This is a genomic window from Arthrobacter sp. ATA002, assembly GCF_026898095.1.
GTDB lineage: Bacteria > Actinomycetota > Actinomycetes > Actinomycetales > Micrococcaceae > Arthrobacter_B.
Map to the genome: position 1 here is coordinate 1,281,423 of NZ_CP114015.1, position 16,224 is coordinate 1,297,646.

A 16,224-nucleotide genomic window follows, 5' to 3' on the forward strand; every position below is an offset into this window, starting at 1 on the left:
ATGGAATCCACCACACTGGCGGCGGCCCTGCGCGAGGCTGCCGCCACCCTGGCCGGGGCGGGAGTGCCCACGCCGGCCGTTGACGCGGAGCTGCTGGCGGCGCACCTGCTGGGAGTTTCCCGCGGGCGGGTCAAGGCGCTGGCCTTTACCGATACACCGGTCCCGCCGGGGTACGGAGAACTCGTGGCCGAACGCGCGGAGCGCATTCCCCTGCAGCACCTGACGGGCACGGCCTCGTTCCGCTACCTGGAACTTCGCGTCGGCCCCGGAGTCTTCGTGCCGCGGCCGGAAACCGAATCCGTGGCCCAGCTGGCCATCGACTCTGCCCGCGCCTTCCTGGGCGCCGGTAAGCCGTCGGTCCGCGCCGTGGATCTGGGGACCGGATCGGGTGCCATTGCCGCGTCCCTGGCCACCGAGGTTCCGGAAGCCGAGGTCCACGCCGTCGAACTGAGCCCGCTGGCGCTGGCATGGGCGCGGCGGAACCTGGAGCCGCTGGGGGTGCGCCTGGTCCATGATGACCTGCGCACCGCGCTGCCGGACCTGAACGGTACGTTCGACGTCGTGGCGTCCAACCCGCCGTACATTCCCGCCGAGGCCGTGCCCAACGAGCCCGAGGCTGCGGAGCACGACCCGGCCATGGCGCTTTACGGCGGCGGGCGGGACGGACTCGAACTGCCGCTGGCAGCGGCGGATACCGCCGCACGCCTGCTGCGGACCGGCGGCTACTTTGTCATGGAGCACGCTGAAGTGCAGGCCGAACGGATCAAGCACCTCCTGAACGCGCAGCCCTGCTGGCAGGAAGTCGAAACACACACCGACCTCAACGGCCGTCCGCGGGCAACCTCCGCGGTGCGGACGGCACGCCACTAAGACGAAGGAAAGAACCAGCCCGTGACTACCACCTTTGACTGCACTGACCCGGACGGACGAAGCGAAGGCCTGGCAAAAGCCCACCAGGCCATCAGCGCGAAGCAGTGCGTGGTCCTGCCCACCGACACCGTGTACGGTATCGGGGCGGACGCTTTCTCGCCGCAGGCCGTTGCCACACTGCTCGCCGCGAAGGGCCGCGGCCGGTCCATGCCGCCGCCCGTGCTGATTCCCCGGATGCAGACCATGGAAGGGCTGGCCGTGGATGTATCCGACGACGCGCGTGCCCTCGCCAAGGCCTTCTGGCCCGGCGGGCTGACCCTGATTTTCCATGCCCAGCCGTCCCTGACCTGGGACCTGGGGGACACGCTGGGCACGGTGGCGCTGCGGATGCCCGATGACCCCGTTGCGCTGGAGCTGCTCGCGCTGACGGGACCGATGGCGGTTTCCTCCGCCAACCGCACCGGAAACCCGGCGGCCCGGACCGCCGCCGAAGCACGCGAACAGCTGGCCGAATCCGTGGAGGTCTACCTTGAAGCCGGCCCCCGGCCGGAGCACGGAGCCGCCGGCGTGCCCTCGACGATTGTTGATGCGACCTCGGACATCCTGCGGGTTGTCCGGCTGGGCGCCGTGGACCTCGAGCAGCTCCGGGGCGTCGTTCCCGGAGTGCAGGGGCCGGACGAGGACGCGGCCTTCTAGGACGAAGACGTGTCCGCCCCGCTGCCAGGGGCCGGTGCCGTGTCCCGGTTCGAGTGTCGGGGTGGTGCTTTCTCCGGGCCGGTTTTTCGGCATCGTCGCGTCACTCGACGGGGGATGGCCGCATTATCCCTACACTCGGCGGGCGGCGGGATAAAGCTCTGCCGGACACGCCGGTCGGCCAAACCGGAGACGCCGGCGGCCAAACCGGCGGCCAAACAGGCCCCGAGGCAGCCCCTGAACGTCAGCGTCCGGCGGGCTCGCGCTCCTGCAGGGAGCGCAGGACTTCCTGCACCCGGGGTTCGGGCACGTTGCCGGTGGCCTCGGCCCATCCGGAGACCTGCCGCTGGCCGAACCACATCATTTCCAGTCGCCGCAGCGGTCCGTGCAGCCGCTCGCCCGCGAGGGCGGAAAGCCGGTAACCGCACCACAGGGCGCTCCGGCACAGCCACACGGGCAGCCGCAGCGGCGTCCGTCCGCCGGCGGCTTCCAGCACGCCCGCCACCGTGGCACGTTCCCATGGCTGGAGGACGACGGCGGGAACCGGGCCGGTGTGCTGCCCGACCGTCATGATGAACTGCACCAGCGAGTCCACGGAACTGACCGGCGACGGCGCCGTGCCCTGTCCGGCGACCGAAGCCAGCGGGGATGCCGCCAGCCGGGCCAGCTTTGCGGTAGTGGGACGCTGCGGGCCCTGGACGGACGTAGCCCGAATTGTCACGGCGCTGCAGCCGCGGGCCGGACGGGAGGCCAGGGCGCGCTCACCCAGCGCCTTTGAACGCGAATAGGCGGAAAACGGCTGCACGTAGTCTGTTTCGTCCAGGAACGGGCGGTGGCCCTGAACCGCGGCGCTGCTCAGGTGAACGAAACGACGCACCCCGGCCGCGTCGGCGGAGTCGGCAATGAGCACGGGCAGCAGCGAGTTGGCGCCGCGCAGGCCGGGGGAGTCCGCTCCGCCCGGCGTGGCCAGCCCCGCGGCGTTGACGACCACCCGGGCACCGGCAAAGGCGGCCGCAAGGTCGGACCGCACCGCCGTCAGCGGGGCGGCTTCGGCCAGAAGCCCCGCGGCATCCCGGGCCGATGACTCCAGCCGCGGCGCCGGAACGGTGCGGACCGTGATGCCGGCCGCACGCAGGCCGGCACAGACTGCCCGGCCGATGAAACCCGAGGAACCGAGCACCACCCAGACTTCGGGAGCGGACGGTTCCGGAGACTCCTGCGTGGACGGGAGGTGCTGCGTCAAACCTGGTTCCGATCGTGGTGGGGATGTTCTTCCAGCGGCTGCATGGGCTGCCATGACTTATCGTGCATGATGCGGCGGCTTTCGCGCCAACCGCGCCAGAGGCTGCCCGCACCGGAAATGCGGTGTTCGACGGCGAGGAGCCGCAGAGCCTCTTTGGCGGCGGTCAGCAGGGTGCCCAGGGCAAACCCGAACCGGTGATACCTGCCGTGTGCCAGCAGGTATTGGGCGGTGTGGCCGCGGTTGCGCATGGAGTAGAAGCGGCTGAGGTCGCTTGAGTCGTTCAGGTGGCGGATGCCGAGATCGATCTGTTTCTGCGGGCGGACCTTCTGGAGCACGAAGTCATTGACGTAGACCACCTCCGTCAGCTGCGACGCCAGCCAGCCGTAGATTTCGTCGTCGCCGTTGATGAAGTAGCGGGCATCGGGCAGGCCAATCCGGCGGACCAGGTCCGCGGAGATGAGCATGCCTTCGAAGCAGCCCACGTTGGTGGCAAAAACGGGGGAATCTCGGAAGACGTTGCCCTGGATGGGAATGTGGATTCCGAGGAAAGACAGGAAGCGGTGCTGCCAGAAGAACGGACTGCCGGCGTCGTCGAGCCGGCGCCCGTGAATGCACTCATAGGTGCCGGTGTATTTGCGCAGGGCCGCTACGGCGCCGGGAGGACGACGACGTCGTCATCCATCACCCACAGCCAGGAGGCTCCTTCGGTAAGGGCGCGCTCCACGCCGGCGGCGAATCCGCCGGCACCGCCGGCGTTCACCGGCAGGCGAAGGTTGACCACGGGCATGGGAAGCCGGGCGGCAGCGCCGGCGATGGTTTCCTGGGTGTCGTCGGTGCTGGCGTTGTCCACCACGATGATCCGCTCCGGAGCCGGGTCCAGCGCGGCCACGGATTCCAGCAGTCCCTGCAGGTACCGGGAACGGTTGAAGGTGGTGATGACGAGTGTCAGGGCTGCGGCGCCGGAATCATGCATCAGAACCCGAAATCCGACGGCGGACCAAACCGGCGTCCGCGCATGCCGGAGGCATAGGCGCGCAGCCAGGAGGCAAAGCCGCGCAGGTCGCGGGTCCTGGCGAAGTGGACCGGATAACCCACGGCATCGGCGGCGAAGGACCGCAGGCGCTTGTATTTCCAGGTCAGGTGCCCGCGGTTGCGGTAGAAGTAGAACTGTTTAAAGGCGTTCTCCGGAACCAGCACGTGCAGCCGGTCTCCGGCTACCTGCTGCACCTCGGCCCAGGCCGCAGGATGGGTCAGGGCCACCGAGGTGACGGTGCCAAAACGCACGCCGGCCCGGCGCAGCCGGATCATGAAGTCGGTTTCATCACCGCGGATGAACAGGCGAAGGTCCGGCAGGCCGACACGGAAGAATACATCGGCGCGGATCAGTGCGCCGTTGAAAAAGTGTCCGACGTCGGGCAGGAACCCCAGCTTCTCCACCTCGGCGCGGTTGTGGGTGAGCTTGCCGTTCAGGCGAAAGTGGAAGGACAGCGTGTCGGGGTGTCCCGGGGCAACCACCAGGGGGAGCACCACATCCACCTCGTGTTCCCGGGCCGCCGCCAGCAGCGTTTCCAGGCACTTGGGATCCTCCGGATGGGCGTCGTCGTCCATGATCCAGATCCAGTCCGCGCCGGAGGCCATCGCCGAGAGGATGGCCAGCGAGAACCCGCCGGCACCGCCCAGATTGGTGTTGGAGCGGATGTAGGTGACGGGCGCAGCGGAGGATTCGGCGATATCCTGAACCGGAGTGTTCCCTGAATCAACCAAGGAAACTGACGTAATGTTGCCGGTCTGGGCAGCCAGGGAGTCCAGGAGCACGGCAACGTCACCGGGACGGTCGAAGGTTACTGCTGCTACGGCCACTGAGTCCGGCAAAATGATCCTTTCGAGGCAACCCGGATGAGCGGCACAAGCCGAACGGAGAAGGGGGTGCAGTTAGAATGCTGATGAGTTTCCATTCTATTACACCGGATTCCTCCGAACCGTGTTGCAACCACCGAGAAGAGAACCGGGGAATTACCCGTTGAGGATTATGAGGCAGACAAGCACGGACGAGCGCGGTCTTTCCCGCGACGAAAAACCTGCGCTGTGGATTTGGTCCCAGTACATCCTGGACTCACTGGCCTGGGTGGTGGCCATCGTCCTGGCGCTGGTGCTCCGCTACGAGCTCACAGTGGACCAGATCAACCCCGGCGGCCTTGCCGTCTTCTGCGCAGCCGCGGTGCTGGTGCAGCTGGTCGTGGGGTACTCCTTCGCGCTGTACCGGGGTAGGTACAGCTTCGGGAGCTTCCACGAAATGCGCCTGCTGGCCATCGTCACGCTGGTTGTCTCCGCCATCCTCGTCATGGTCAGTGCGCTCTTCGGCCTGACCATCGACATTCCCCGCAGCACCGGCATGATTGCCTTCCCGTTTGCCTGCCTCATCATGGCGGCTGTCCGCTACCTCAAGCGGATGTATGTCGAGGGCAAGGCACGCCCGGGCGACGAGGCCCAGCGCACCCTGGTGTACGGTGCCGGTTTCCTGGGCAGCTCCCTGGTGACCCGCATGATGAAGGACCCCGACTCGCCGTACTACCCGGTGGGACTGATCGACGACGATCCGGCAAAGAAGCATCTGCGGCTGGCCTCGGTGCCGGTGCTGGGCACGCTCGATGACCTGCGCGACGTCGTGCAGCGCACCCGCGCCACCGTCCTGGTGATCGCCATCGGCGACGTCGAAGCCCGCCAGGTGCGCGATGTCACCGACCATGCCAACGGGCTGAACCTGAGGGTGCTGGTCCTGCCTCCGCTGAAGGACATGCTGAGCAAGGGTGCCGGAGCCGGTCTGACCGACTTCCGCGAGGTGGCGGTGGAGGACCTCATCGGCCGCCGGCCCGTGGATATCCATGTGGAGGAAGTTGCCGGCTACCTGACCGGCCGCAAGGTGCTCGTAACCGGAGCCGGCGGCTCCATCGGGTCCGAACTGTGCCGGCAGATCACCGCCTTCGATCCGGCGGAGCTGATCATGGTGGACCGCGACGAAACCGGCCTGCAGCTGACCCAGCTCTCGATTACCGGCCACGGGCTGCTCAACGGCAAGGACACCGTCCTGGCGGACATCCGCGACTCCGCCGCCCTGGAGGAAATCTTCTCCGCGCGGCGCCTCGATGTCGTGTTCCATGCGGCTGCGCTCAAGCATGTCTCCCTGTTGGAGCAGTACCCGCAGGAGGCCTGGAAGACCAATGTGCTCGGAACGGCCAACGTCCTGCGGGCGGCCAAGAAGGCCAACGTCAAGTACTTCGTGAACATCTCCACGGACAAGGCCGCGAACCCCACCACCGTGCTGGGGCACTCCAAGCGCGTGGCGGAGAAACTTACCGCCTGGATGGCCGGAAACACCGGAGACCGCTACGTGTCAGTGCGCTTCGGCAACGTCATCGGCAGCCGGGGTTCCATGCTGCCGCTGTTTACCGAGCAGATCCGCCAGGGCGGACCGCTGACCGTGACGGACCCGGATGTCACCCGGTTCTTCATGACCATTCCCGAGGCCTGCCAGCTGGTGATCCAGGCCGGCGCGATCGGCCGGGGCGGTGAGGTGCTGATCCTCGACATGGGGGAACCGGTGAAGATCCTGGACGTGGCACGGCGGATGATCGACATGTCCGGCAAGGACATCGAAATTGTGTTTACCGGGCTGCGGCAGGGCGAGAAACTGCACGAAATCCTCGTCGGCACGGGCGAGGACGATTCCCGTCCGCTGCACCCGAAGATCTCCCACACGGCAGTGGACGAGCTCAACCCCTCGGACCTGCGCTTCGAGGACTGGCTGCACAAATGCGGCGTGGACTCGCACGGGGAGGCCCTGCCGCCGGTGACCGGCATTGGGGGACCGGCAGCCGCTGAGCGCACCACTCTGCATCCCTACAACGGCTCAGCGGAACGGCGGACGGGCTGATGCTGCTGGCTCTGTGCGCCGGTGCCGCCTTTCTGGCCAGCCTGCTGCTGCCCTTCGGCTTTATTCCCCTGCTGCGCCGCCTCGGAGTCCTGGACATCCCGAATGAGCGCTCGTCGCACACAAAGGTGGTCATCCGCGGCGTCGGAGTCACCATCGCTGCCGGCGTGCTGCTCGGACTGGCGCTGTCCCTGCTGACCGGGCTGGTGGCAGTGGACCGCTCCATCGTGCTTATCCTCGGGCTGCTCACCGCGGCGGCCTCCCTGCTCGGCTGGATCGAGGACTTCCGCGGGCTGTCCGTCCGGGTGCGCGCCGGGCTTCAACTGGTGCTGGGCATCGCCGGAACCGCGGCGCTGGTGTGGACCATGGAACAGAGCTACTGGTGGATTCCCGTGGGGGCCCTGGCCATCGCCGCCTACATCAACGTGGCCAACTTCATGGACGGCGTCAACGGCATCTCGGGGCTGCACGGCATCACTGTTGGGGTCCTGTTCTCCGTCGGCGGAGTCCTCGGCGACCAGGTCTGGATGACGGTGGCCGGCGCGGTGACCGCCGCCGCCTTTGCCGCTTTCCTGCCCTGGAACCTTGGCCGGGGATCAGTGTTCATGGGCGACGTCGGCAGCTACCTCCTGGGTGCATCCGTTGCCGGGATTGCCGTGGCAGGCTTCCTGGCCGGAGTCAACGTGGAGTATCTGCTCTTTCCGGTCCTCATCTACCTGGCTGATACCTTCTCCACGCTCCTGATGCGCGTGAGCCGCGGTGAGCGCTGGTATGCCGCGCACCGCCAGCATGTGTACCAGCGGCTGACCGACGCCGGGCTCAGCCACCTGCAGTCAGCTTCCGTGGTGACCGCCTGCACAGCCCTCACCGGTGCGGCCGGCCTGGTCGTGGCTGAAGCCGGTGATGTGCTGAAGGTCGCCGTTACGCTCTTCGCGCTGGCGGTCGTGGTGTTTTACCTGCTGTCACCGCGTATTTTCCGGCGGCAGCCCAGCCGCGTATGAGCGTTCATGACGCCGGGGTGCGGGGTCATCTTCTATGTGTTGTAGAATTTCTTCAGTCGCGCAGAGTATGCGCCGCACCTTCCATCCACCCACGGCCCTAAGGATGTCTTAAGCGATGAGCCCCGCCACCGGTGCCCAGGCTGGACGTCCCGTCGGCGCCTCCGGGCCCACATCGAATCCCTGGCTCAAAGTGTTCCGTTCCGGAATGCAGTGGACCGGCATACTCGCCGTTGGCCTTGTTGTCGCCTCCCTGGCAGTTGCCGGGATGCCGGGCGCGGGCAGCGTGCTGTTTGGGTGGGGCCTCGTCATTGCGTTCAGCGGCGTCAGCCTCCTGATCGTCCATGTGGTGGGCCGCGACAATCCGCACGGCGCCATGGCCATGTTCGCGCTGATCTACATCGTCAAAGTGGTTGTTTTCGCTGCGGTGCTGTTTCTGATCGGCCGGCCTGAATGGCTGGAGACAACGTGGTTCTTCACCGCTGCGCTCCTCACTGTGGTGGTGTGGCAGGTTGCGGAAATCCGTGCCTTCTCCCGGATCCGTTTCCAGCTGTATGACGACATGCCCGGGGAAGAAACATCAGTCAAAGGGAAATTGGATGCCTGAAAAGCCTGACTACGATGCTGAGAACACTTACGACTCCGGCATGCGCGTCTTCAGTTACATCATTGGCGGGATCGTCGCCTGGGGTTTGATAGGCTGGTTTCTGGACAATCTGTTCGAAACTCAGTGGCTGGTGCTCGTCGGACTCCTTTTCGGAGCAGCCGCCGGATTCTACCTGACCAAAGTCCACGGCCTGACCGGAAACAAACCTGCGAAAGCCAACGTTGGCCATCCAGCCCACAACCGTGAAGAAGCCGAACAGTAATGCCAAAGTTTTTTGAGCGGGCAACGAGCTTTGCCCCGATACACACGCCCGATGAAGGACACAGCAGAGAGGAAACGCGTTGATCGCGCTTGCACTCCCGGCCACTAATGAAGGTGGATTCGTTCCGCCGGCCATTGACGAAATGCACCTCCCTGAGATTTTCCCGTGGGGCGCGGACTACGGCACCGGTGTCGGCAAGCAGATGTTGCTGGTCGTCATCTCGGTCATCATCATTGCCGTGTTCTTTATCCTCGCTTCCCGCAAGGGCAAGCTGGTTCCGGGGCGGCTGCAGTTCCTCGGCGAATTCGGCTACGGATTTGTTCGCAACGGCATCGCCAAGGACGTGATCGGCGAACGGGACTTCCTGAAATTCGTTCCCTTCCTCTTCGCACTGTTCTTCTTCATCATCGTCAACAACATTTACGGAGCAATTCCGTTTATCCAGTTGCCGAGCTTCTCCCATCCGGGCGGTGCTTACCTGCTGGCCGCGATTGTCTACTTCACGTGGATCGGCGTAGGCATCAAGAAGCACGGAATGAAGTACTTCGTGAAGGCCACAGTGCCCTCCGGTGTGCCGTGGTACATCCTCCCCGTTCTGGTCCCGATTGAGATCATCTCCAACTTCATGGTCCGGCCGATCACGCACAGCCTGCGTCTGTTCGCCACCATGATGTCCGGACACCTCATCATCATGCTCGCCGGTGCCGGCATCGAGTACCTCCTGGTTCTCCAGGACAACATCCTGCTTCAGGCCACCTCTGTCCTGGTGCTGGGCGGCGGTATCGCCATGTACATGCTTGAAGCGCTGATCATGGTGCTCCAGGCCTACGTTTTCACCCTGCTGACCGCCATTTACATCCAGGGCGCACTGGCAGACGACCACTAAGCTTTCCCTCCGGGAAAACTCAAGCTTCCCTTCGGGGAAACCCCAAGCAACCTGCCCACCAGGGCATCTTGAAAGGAAAATCAACATGGAAATCTCGGGTAGCCTCAACGCAATCGGCTATGGCCTCTCCGCTATCGGCGGCGCCATCGGCGTGGGTCTCGTCTTCTTCGCTTACATCAGCGGTGTTGCACGCCAGCCGGAGGCACAGCGTGTCCTCCAGCCCATCGCCTTCCTGGGTCTGGCACTGACTGAAGCACTCGCTATCCTTGGTCTGGTTCTCGCGTTCATTGTTGGCTAAGCCCATCCAACCGACCAACCAAGCAGATAGGACGGGTGACTTATGGATCAGGTAGTTCTGTTGGCAGCCGCTGAAGGCGCCAACCCCCTGATGCCCAACGTCTGGGAAATCCTGGTGACGGGAATCAGTTTCGCCATACTGATGTTCATCGTCGTCAAGTTTGTGGTTCCGGCCTTCGAGAAGACGTACGCCGAGCGCACTGAAGCCATTGAAGGCAACATTGCCAAGGCTGAGAAGGCCCAGGCGGAGGCCAGCGCCGCGCTGGACGAATACAAGGCGCAGCTCTCCGATGCCCGCGCAGAAGCCAACACCATCCGTGAGGAAGCACGCGCCGAAGGCGCCCAGATCCTTGCAGACCTGAAGGCCAAGGCTGCTGCGGAGTCCGCTCGGATTACCGAGCAGGCTCAGGTGCAGATCGCCGCAGAACGGCAGGCAGCAGTAACGTCGCTCCGCGCTGAGGTCGGCACGCTTGCCACCGAGCTGGCCGGACGCATCATCGGCGAAACGCTCGAGGATGACGTCCGGGCTGCACGCGTGGTTGACCGCTTCCTTGGGGAACTGGAAAACGAGAACGCAGGTGCAGCTAGGTAATGGCAGGAGTATCGAGCGAATCACTGGTCATGGCGCAGGAGCACCTGGAAGCCAAGCTTCCGTTTGCTTCGCTGTCATTGGCAGAGGAACTCTTTGGAATCCTGGGCGTTCTCGACAGCAGTGCCGGTATCCGGCGTGCGCTGACCGATCCCGCCCGTCAAAGCGATGCCAAGACGGCGCTGGTTTCACAGCTGGTACGCGGGAAGGTTTCGGCTGACGCCGAGGCCATTGCTGCTGACCTGGTCTCCTCGCGTTGGCGGTCTCCGCGTGACTTGGGTGATGCGCTCGAGGAACTGGCTGCCACCGTGGTTTCAGCAACGGCAGAAAACAGGGAGCGGGCCTTGCCGGGCTCGACGCCCTGGAAGACGACCTGATCCGGTTCAACCGGGCGGTAGCTTCCAGCCACGAGCTGCAGCGGGCGCTGTCGGAGCCGCAGGCATCGCCTGAGGCAAAGATCCGCCTGGCAGAGACGCTGGTGCCCGGGGCTAGCCCCGAAGCGCTGGTACTGATCCGCCAGGCAGTCGCGCATCCGCGCGGCCTGAAGCCCACCGCCCTCGTTGCGCGTTTCCTGGAGCTCGTCGCCGGGCGCCAGAAGCGCTGGATTGCCGAGGTTCGGGCCGCCCGTCCGTTGACCCAAGAGCAGCTTTCGCGTCTGCAGTCCTCTCTTAATGGACTCTATGGCCGTGAGTTGAAGATCAACGCCGACGTTGACCCGTCACTGATCGGTGGCGTGCGGATCGCAGTGGGAGACGAGATACTGGATTCATCAGTAGTTTCCCGTCTGTCCGACCTCCGTCGGAAGCTCGCGGTCTAGCCGTCCCGCGGGACGGCAAGAGACCAGATCACGAACATTTGAGAATTAATCACGGTCATCGGCAACAAGCGATGATCACAACACAGGAGAGCAGGGACTGCAGATGGCCGAATTGACCATCAACGCCGACGACGTCCGTAATGCGTTGAACGAATTTGCGGCGTCCTACGAACCCGGAAACGCAGAGCGCGTTGAAGTTGGCCGCGTAACAACCGCCAGCGACGGCATTGCCCGTGTGGAGGGCCTGCCCTCCGTCATGGCGAACGAGCTGCTTCGGTTCGAGGACGGCACACTGGGCCTCGCCCAGAACCTTGACACCCGTGAAATCGGTGTCGTGGTACTCGGCGATTTCGCCGGGATCGAAGAAGGCCAGGAAGTTCACCGCACCGGTGAGGTCCTGTCCGTACCCGTGGGCGACGCCTTCCTGGGCCGCGTTGTCGACCCGCTGGGCGAGCCGATGGATGACATGGGCCCGATCCAGGCCGAGGCACGCCGTGCACTGGAACTCCAGGCGCCGGGTGTAACCCAGCGCAAGTCGGTCCACGAACCGCTTCAGACCGGCCTCAAGGCCATCGACGCCATGATCCCGATCGGCCGCGGCCAGCGCCAGCTGATCATTGGTGACCGCAAGACGGGTAAGACCGCCATTGCCGTTGACGCCATCCTTAACCAGAAGGCCAACTGGGAATCCGGAGATGTGACGAAGCAGGTGCGCTGTATCTATGTAGCCATCGGCCAGAAGGCATCCACGGTTGCTGAAATCAAGCGCACCCTCGAAGATGCCGGCGCCATGGAGTACACCACGATCGTGGCCTCCCCGGCATCCGACCCCGCAGGCTTCAAGTACCTGGCACCGTACGCCGGTTCGGCCATCGGCCAGCACTGGATGTACGGCGGCAAGCACGTTCTGATCATCTTTGATGACCTGTCGAAGCAGGCTGAAGCCTACCGCGCCGTGTCGCTGCTGCTGCGCCGCCCGCCGGGACGCGAAGCTTACCCCGGCGACGTGTTCTACTTGCACTCCCGCCTGCTGGAGCGTTGCGCCAAGCTCTCCGACGAGCTCGGTGCAGGCTCGATGACCGGCCTGCCGATCATCGAAACCAAGGCAAACGACGTGTCGGCCTACATCCCGACCAACGTCATCTCCATTACCGACGGCCAGATCTTCCTGCAGTCGGACCTCTTCAACGCTAACCAGCGCCCCGCCGTCGACGTCGGTATCTCCGTATCCCGCGTCGGTGGTGCTGCACAGCAGAAGGCCATGAAGAAGGTCTCCGGTACGTTGAAGCTGGAACTGGCCCAGTACCGCGACATGCAGGCGTTCTCCATGTTTGCTTCGGACCTGGACGCAGCCACCCGTCAGCAGCTCACCCGCGGTGCGCGCCTGATGGAACTTCTCAAGCAGGGCCAGTACGCTCCGTACCCCGTTGAGGAACAGGTTGTTTCGATCTGGGCCGGCACCAACGGCTACCTGGACGATGTTCCGGTTGAAGACGTACTGCGCTTCGAGGGCGAGTTCATCGACCACCTGAAGCACAGCACGTCCGTCCTGACCACCCTGGCACAGACGGGCAAGCTTGAGGACTCCACTGTGGATGAACTCAAGAAGCGCGTTGTCGCGTTCAAGGAAGGATTCTTCGGGGAAGGGGACAACCACATGGTTGCCGCCGGAAACGAAGAGTCTGCCGCCTTGGCCGAAGACGCTGTTGACCAGGAAAAGATCGTCAAGCAGAAGCGCTAGCAGCTGGATGTTCCGCGCCCGGGTCAGCAGATCCGGGCGCGGAACCCCCGCCAAAGCCTTAGCCCCTAGTTCAAACGCTAGGAACTGAAAGGAAAGTATGGGAGCCCAAATTCGGGTCTACCGTCAGAAGATCGCTTCGACGACGTCGATGCAGAAGATCTTTAAGGCGATGGAGCTGATTGCTGCCTCTCGCATTGGAAAGGCGCGCACCCGTGTGGCTGCGTCATTGCCGTACTCCAATGCGATCACCCGTGCCGTTTCTGCTGTGGCGTCCCAGTCGGAAATCGACCACCCGCTGACTACCGAGCCGGAGCAGATCCGCCGGGCAGCCATGGTGGTCATGACCTCCGACCGCGGTCTTGCTGGATCGTACTCCGCCAGTGTGCTCAAGCAGAGCGAATCCTTGGCTGAACTGCTCCGTGAAGAGGGCAAAGAGGTCAAGACCTACCTGGTGGGCCGCAAGGCACAGGCGTACTACGACTTCCGTGACCGGGAATCCGCGCGTGTCTGGACTGGAAACACCGACGCACCTGACTTCGAAACGGCCCGCGAAATTGGCAGGGCCCTTCTTGATGACTTCAACACTGACTACGAAGACGGCGGCGTGGATGAAATCCACATTGTCTACACGCGCTTCAAGTCGATGGTTGTTCAGGAACCCACGGTGATCCGCCTGCTGCCGCTGGAGGTAGTCGAGGAAGCTGCTCCGTCCGAGACTGAGCTGCTGCCTCTCTACGAGTACGAGCCGGAACCCGAAAAGGTTCTGGACGCACTGCTGCCGCGCTACATCGAGTCGCGCATTTTCGCAGCCATGCTGCAGGCAGCCGCTTCCGAGCTCGCCGCCCGCCAGCGTGCAATGAAGTCCGCCGGGGACAACGCCTCCGACCTTATTAAGAAGTACACGCGACTTCGCAATAACGCCCGCCAGGCCGAGATCACCCAGGAACTGTCCGAGATTGTGGCCGGTGCCGATGCGCTCAGCGCGTCCTAGCACCAGCTCTCAACAGGAACAGATCCACCAGAAGCAAACTTAGTCCACACGCCATCTAACTGAGTGAAGTGAGAGAGATGACTGCCCAAACTGTCGAGCACGGATCTGATTCCGTAGCCTCGGGTGCCACCGGCCGTATTGCCCGTGTCATCGGCCCGGTTGTCGACGTCGAATTCCCGGCTGACGCAATCCCCACCATCTACAACGCCCTCACCACCGAGCTGACGCTCAACGGTGAGACCAAGACCATCACGTTCGAAACGTCCCAGCACCTCGGCGACAACCTCGTGCGCGCCATCTCCATGCAGGCCACCGACGGCCTGGTCCGCGGCGCAGCCGTGGTGGATACCGGTGCGCCGATCTCCGTCCCCGTGGGCGACGGCGTCAAGGGCCACATCTTCAACGTCCTGGGCAAGCCCTGGATGTTGCCGAGGATCAGCTGGAGATCAGCGAACGCTGGCCCATCCACCGCAAGGCCCCGAACTTTGCGGACCTCGAAGGCTCCACCGAGATGCTGGAAACCGGCATCAAGGTCATCGACCTGCTCACCCCGTACATCAAGGGTGGAAAGATCGGCCTGTTCGGCGGCGCCGGCGTTGGCAAGACCGTGCTGATCCAGGAAATGATCACCCGTGTTGCCCGCAACTTCGGTGGTACTTCGGTATTCGCCGGTGTTGGCGAGCGTACCCGTGAAGGCAACGACCTCTGGGTTGAAATGGAGGAGGCCGGCGTCCTGAAGGACACCGCCCTTGTATTCGGCCAGATGGATGAGCCGCCGGGAACGCGTCTGCGCGTGGCCCTGTCCGGCCTGACCATGGCGGAGTACTTCCGCGATGTGCAGAACCAGGACGTGCTGCTCTTCATCGACAACATCTTCCGCTTCACGCAGGCAGGTTCCGAGGTTTCAACGCTTCTGGGCCGTATGCCGTCCGCCGTGGGTTACCAGCCGAACCTGGCCGATGAGATGGGTCTCCTGCAGGAGCGCATCACGTCCACCAAGGGTCACTCGATTACGTCCATGCAGGCCATCTACGTGCCTGCTGACGACTACACCGACCCGGCCCCGGCCACCACGTTCGCGCACTTGGACGCCACCACGGAACTTTCCCGTGAAATCGCGTCCCGCGGTCTGTACCCGGCCGTGGACCCGCTGACCTCCACGTCACGCATCCTGGACCCGCAGTACGTGGGCCAGCTGCACTACGACACGGCTGTCCGCGTCAAGCAGATCCTTCAGAAGAACAAGGAACTGCAGGACATCATCGCCATCCTCGGTATCGACGAGCTCGGCGAAGAGGACAAGATTGTTGTGGCACGTGCACGCCGCATCCAGCAGTTCCTCTCGCAGAACACCTACACCGCCAAGCAGTTCACCGGCGTCGAGGGCTCCACGGTTTCCATCAAGGAGACCATCGAGGGCTTCAAGGCCATCTGCGACGGCGACGTCGACCACATTGCCGAGCAGGCCTTCTTCAACGTCGGCAGCATGGACGATGTCATGGCCAACTGGGCGAAGATCCAAGAGCAGACCGGGAAGTAAGCCCTATGGCGAACACTGCTGAACTCGAAGTTGAGATTGTTGCTGCGGACCACTTCGTGTGGTCCGGTGCGGCAAAGATGGTCAAGGCACGCACCAGCGAGGGCGACGTCGGGGTCCTTCCCGGACACACCCCGCTGCTGGCCATCCTGGCTGAAGGCGAAATGGCCATCGAGCCTGTCTCCGGTGCGCGCTTCACGGTGAACGTCGACGGGGGATTCTTCTCCGTCGACGGCAACCGCGTGGTGATTGTCGCTGACAATGCTCAGATGAACGACGCAGCCAACGCTGGGACTCGCTGACCCTTCCCAATGAGCAGCTCTTATGTGTTCATTGCGCTGGCAGGGCTGCTCTGCCTGCTGCTATTGGCAGTAGTTTTGTTCGGGGTGCGCCGCAGCCAGCTGCGGCGCGCTCTCGGAACCTTTGATGCCTCCATTTGCCTCCCGCCCGGCGGGTGGCAGATGGGGGTTTGCCGTTATACGGACACCCATCTGGAGTGGCTGCGCCTGATCTCGCTGAGCCCCCGTCCGCCGCACCGCTTCCTGCGCAGCTCGCTGGAGATCGGCAGCTGGCGGCAGGCCACGGAAGCTGAACGCGCCCGCATCCAGCCCGGCGCCATCATCGTCACCCTGCAGTACGAGGACCGTGAAGTCCTCGTCGCCATGAACTACGAGGTGTACACCGGCCTGTCCTCCTGGCTCGAAGCCGGACCCGTCATCGGCATCGGCACCTGGCGCTGACGCAGGACCTGTTCCTCCTCCGCCG

At 64.1% G+C, this 16,224-nt stretch carries 17 protein-coding genes and 2 pseudogenes; 15 read left to right on the top strand and 4 right to left on the bottom strand.

The genetic code is table 11. The annotated features are described in order from the left end of the window. Complete coding sequence (prmC, locus tag OL239_RS06425) at positions 1–870, top strand: peptide chain release factor N(5)-glutamine methyltransferase (protein WP_268911177.1); 870 nt, start codon at positions 1–3, stop codon at positions 868–870. 21 nt (positions 871–891) lie between these two features. After that, on the top strand, positions 892–1,566 hold the full coding sequence (locus OL239_RS06430) for an L-threonylcarbamoyladenylate synthase (RefSeq protein ID WP_268911178.1): 675 nt from the start codon (positions 892–894) through the stop codon (positions 1,564–1,566). A gap of 241 nt (positions 1,567–1,807) precedes the next feature. On the opposite strand, the gene OL239_RS06435 is transcribed toward OL239_RS06430, so the two are convergent. The 4 genes from OL239_RS06435 to OL239_RS06450 all read right to left on the bottom strand — a co-directional run bounded on the left by OL239_RS06435 (position 1,808) and on the right by OL239_RS06450 (position 4,678). Further along, positions 1,808–2,806 carry an NAD-dependent epimerase/dehydratase family protein gene (locus tag OL239_RS06435; protein ID WP_268911179.1) on the bottom strand — a complete coding sequence of 333 codons (999 nt, stop codon included), beginning with the start codon at positions 2,804–2,806 and terminating at the stop codon, positions 1,808–1,810. Then, positions 2,803–3,270: a hypothetical protein gene (locus OL239_RS06440; protein WP_268911180.1), complete on the bottom strand. Its 468-nt coding sequence runs from the start codon at positions 3,268–3,270 to the stop codon at positions 2,803–2,805. The genes OL239_RS06435 and OL239_RS06440 overlap by 4 nt, the downstream gene beginning before the upstream one ends. A gap of 182 nt (positions 3,271–3,452) precedes the next feature. Beyond that, complete coding sequence (locus OL239_RS06445; protein WP_268911181.1) at positions 3,453–3,779, bottom strand: glycosyltransferase; 327 nt, start codon at positions 3,777–3,779, stop codon at positions 3,453–3,455. Beyond that, positions 3,779–4,678 carry a glycosyltransferase gene (locus OL239_RS06450; protein ID WP_268911182.1) on the bottom strand — a complete coding sequence of 300 codons (900 nt, stop codon included), beginning with the start codon at positions 4,676–4,678 and terminating at the stop codon, positions 3,779–3,781. Before OL239_RS06450 ends, OL239_RS06445 begins: the two co-directional genes overlap by 1 nt. A gap of 157 nt (positions 4,679–4,835) precedes the next feature. On the opposite strand from OL239_RS06450, the gene OL239_RS06455 reads away from it, so the two are divergent. The 13 genes and pseudogenes from OL239_RS06455 to OL239_RS06515 all read left to right on the top strand — a co-directional run bounded on the left by OL239_RS06455 (position 4,836) and on the right by OL239_RS06515 (position 16,199). After that, positions 4,836–6,737, top strand: a complete 1,902-nt coding sequence (locus tag OL239_RS06455) for a polysaccharide biosynthesis protein (protein ID WP_268911183.1) — start codon at positions 4,836–4,838, stop codon at positions 6,735–6,737. Continuing rightward, complete coding sequence (locus tag OL239_RS06460; RefSeq protein WP_268911184.1) at positions 6,737–7,735, top strand: MraY family glycosyltransferase; 999 nt, start codon at positions 6,737–6,739, stop codon at positions 7,733–7,735. The genes OL239_RS06455 and OL239_RS06460 overlap by 1 nt, the downstream gene beginning before the upstream one ends. 115 nt (positions 7,736–7,850) lie before the next feature. Beyond that, positions 7,851–8,339 (top strand): hypothetical protein, encoded by a 489-nt coding sequence (locus OL239_RS06465; protein WP_268911185.1) that lies wholly within the window; start codon positions 7,851–7,853, stop codon positions 8,337–8,339. Continuing rightward, complete coding sequence (locus OL239_RS06470) at positions 8,332–8,601, top strand: AtpZ/AtpI family protein (protein WP_268911186.1); 270 nt, start codon at positions 8,332–8,334, stop codon at positions 8,599–8,601. Before OL239_RS06465 ends, OL239_RS06470 begins: the two co-directional genes overlap by 8 nt. A 79-nt stretch (positions 8,602–8,680) precedes the next feature. Further along, positions 8,681–9,487, top strand: a complete 807-nt coding sequence (gene atpB, locus OL239_RS06475) for a F0F1 ATP synthase subunit A (protein WP_268911187.1) — start codon at positions 8,681–8,683, stop codon at positions 9,485–9,487. 85 nt (positions 9,488–9,572) lie between these two features. Continuing rightward, the gene (locus OL239_RS06480) at positions 9,573–9,785 is read left to right on the top strand and encodes a F0F1 ATP synthase subunit C (RefSeq protein ID WP_207377341.1); all 213 of its coding nucleotides are present in this window, start codon (positions 9,573–9,575) and stop codon (positions 9,783–9,785) included. Between the two features lie 42 nt (positions 9,786–9,827). Continuing rightward, positions 9,828–10,376 (top strand): F0F1 ATP synthase subunit B, encoded by a 549-nt coding sequence (locus OL239_RS06485; RefSeq protein WP_268911188.1) that lies wholly within the window; start codon positions 9,828–9,830, stop codon positions 10,374–10,376. Next, positions 10,376–11,190: pseudogene (locus OL239_RS06490) on the top strand (F0F1 ATP synthase subunit delta). The gene OL239_RS06485 and the pseudogene OL239_RS06490 overlap by 1 nt, the downstream one beginning before the upstream one ends. 103 nt (positions 11,191–11,293) lie before the next feature. After that, on the top strand, positions 11,294–12,931 hold the full coding sequence (gene atpA, locus OL239_RS06495; RefSeq protein WP_268911189.1) for a F0F1 ATP synthase subunit alpha: 1,638 nt from the start codon (positions 11,294–11,296) through the stop codon (positions 12,929–12,931). A gap of 97 nt (positions 12,932–13,028) precedes the next feature. After that, a complete protein-coding gene (locus tag OL239_RS06500) occupies positions 13,029–13,922 on the top strand; it encodes a F0F1 ATP synthase subunit gamma (RefSeq protein WP_268911190.1) in 894 nt (297 codons plus the stop codon). Positions 13,923–13,999: 77 nt separating this feature from the next. Beyond that, positions 14,000–15,462: pseudogene (atpD, locus tag OL239_RS06505) on the top strand (F0F1 ATP synthase subunit beta). 5 nt (positions 15,463–15,467) lie between these two features. Further along, positions 15,468–15,761, top strand: coding sequence for a F0F1 ATP synthase subunit epsilon (locus OL239_RS06510; protein WP_268911191.1), 294 nt, complete (start codon positions 15,468–15,470; stop codon positions 15,759–15,761). Between the two features lie 9 nt (positions 15,762–15,770). Then, a complete protein-coding gene (locus OL239_RS06515) occupies positions 15,771–16,199 on the top strand; it encodes a DUF2550 domain-containing protein (RefSeq protein WP_268911192.1) in 429 nt (142 codons plus the stop codon). Positions 16,200–16,224 lie beyond the last annotated feature (25 nt).

What these genes read in the sequence shown, in the direction of transcription:
- OL239_RS06485 (WP_268911188.1), top strand. Translation starts at nt 9,828, where the DNA reads ATGGATCAGGTAGTTCTGTTGGCAGCCGCTGAAGGCGCCAACCCCCTG.
- OL239_RS06470 (WP_268911186.1), top strand. Translation starts at nt 8,332, where the DNA reads ATGCCTGAAAAGCCTGACTACGATGCTGAGAACACTTACGACTCCGGC.
- prmC (WP_268911177.1), top strand. Translation starts at nt 1, where the DNA reads ATGGAATCCACCACACTGGCGGCGGCCCTGCGCGAGGCTGCCGCCACC.
- OL239_RS06500 (WP_268911190.1), top strand. Translation starts at nt 13,029, where the DNA reads ATGGGAGCCCAAATTCGGGTCTACCGTCAGAAGATCGCTTCGACGACG.
- OL239_RS06440 (WP_268911180.1), bottom strand. Translation starts at nt 3,270, where the DNA reads ATGCTCATCTCCGCGGACCTGGTCCGCCGGATTGGCCTGCCCGATGCC.
- OL239_RS06460 (WP_268911184.1), top strand. Translation starts at nt 6,737, where the DNA reads ATGCTGCTGGCTCTGTGCGCCGGTGCCGCCTTTCTGGCCAGCCTGCTG.
- OL239_RS06515 (WP_268911192.1), top strand. Translation starts at nt 15,771, where the DNA reads ATGAGCAGCTCTTATGTGTTCATTGCGCTGGCAGGGCTGCTCTGCCTG.
- OL239_RS06465 (WP_268911185.1), top strand. Translation starts at nt 7,851, where the DNA reads ATGAGCCCCGCCACCGGTGCCCAGGCTGGACGTCCCGTCGGCGCCTCC.
- OL239_RS06480 (WP_207377341.1), top strand. Translation starts at nt 9,573, where the DNA reads ATGGAAATCTCGGGTAGCCTCAACGCAATCGGCTATGGCCTCTCCGCT.
- OL239_RS06510 (WP_268911191.1), top strand. Translation starts at nt 15,468, where the DNA reads ATGGCGAACACTGCTGAACTCGAAGTTGAGATTGTTGCTGCGGACCAC.
- atpA (WP_268911189.1), top strand. Translation starts at nt 11,294, where the DNA reads ATGGCCGAATTGACCATCAACGCCGACGACGTCCGTAATGCGTTGAAC.
- OL239_RS06445 (WP_268911181.1), bottom strand. Translation starts at nt 3,779, where the DNA reads ATGCATGATTCCGGCGCCGCAGCCCTGACACTCGTCATCACCACCTTC.
- OL239_RS06455 (WP_268911183.1), top strand. Translation starts at nt 4,836, where the DNA reads ATGAGGCAGACAAGCACGGACGAGCGCGGTCTTTCCCGCGACGAAAAA.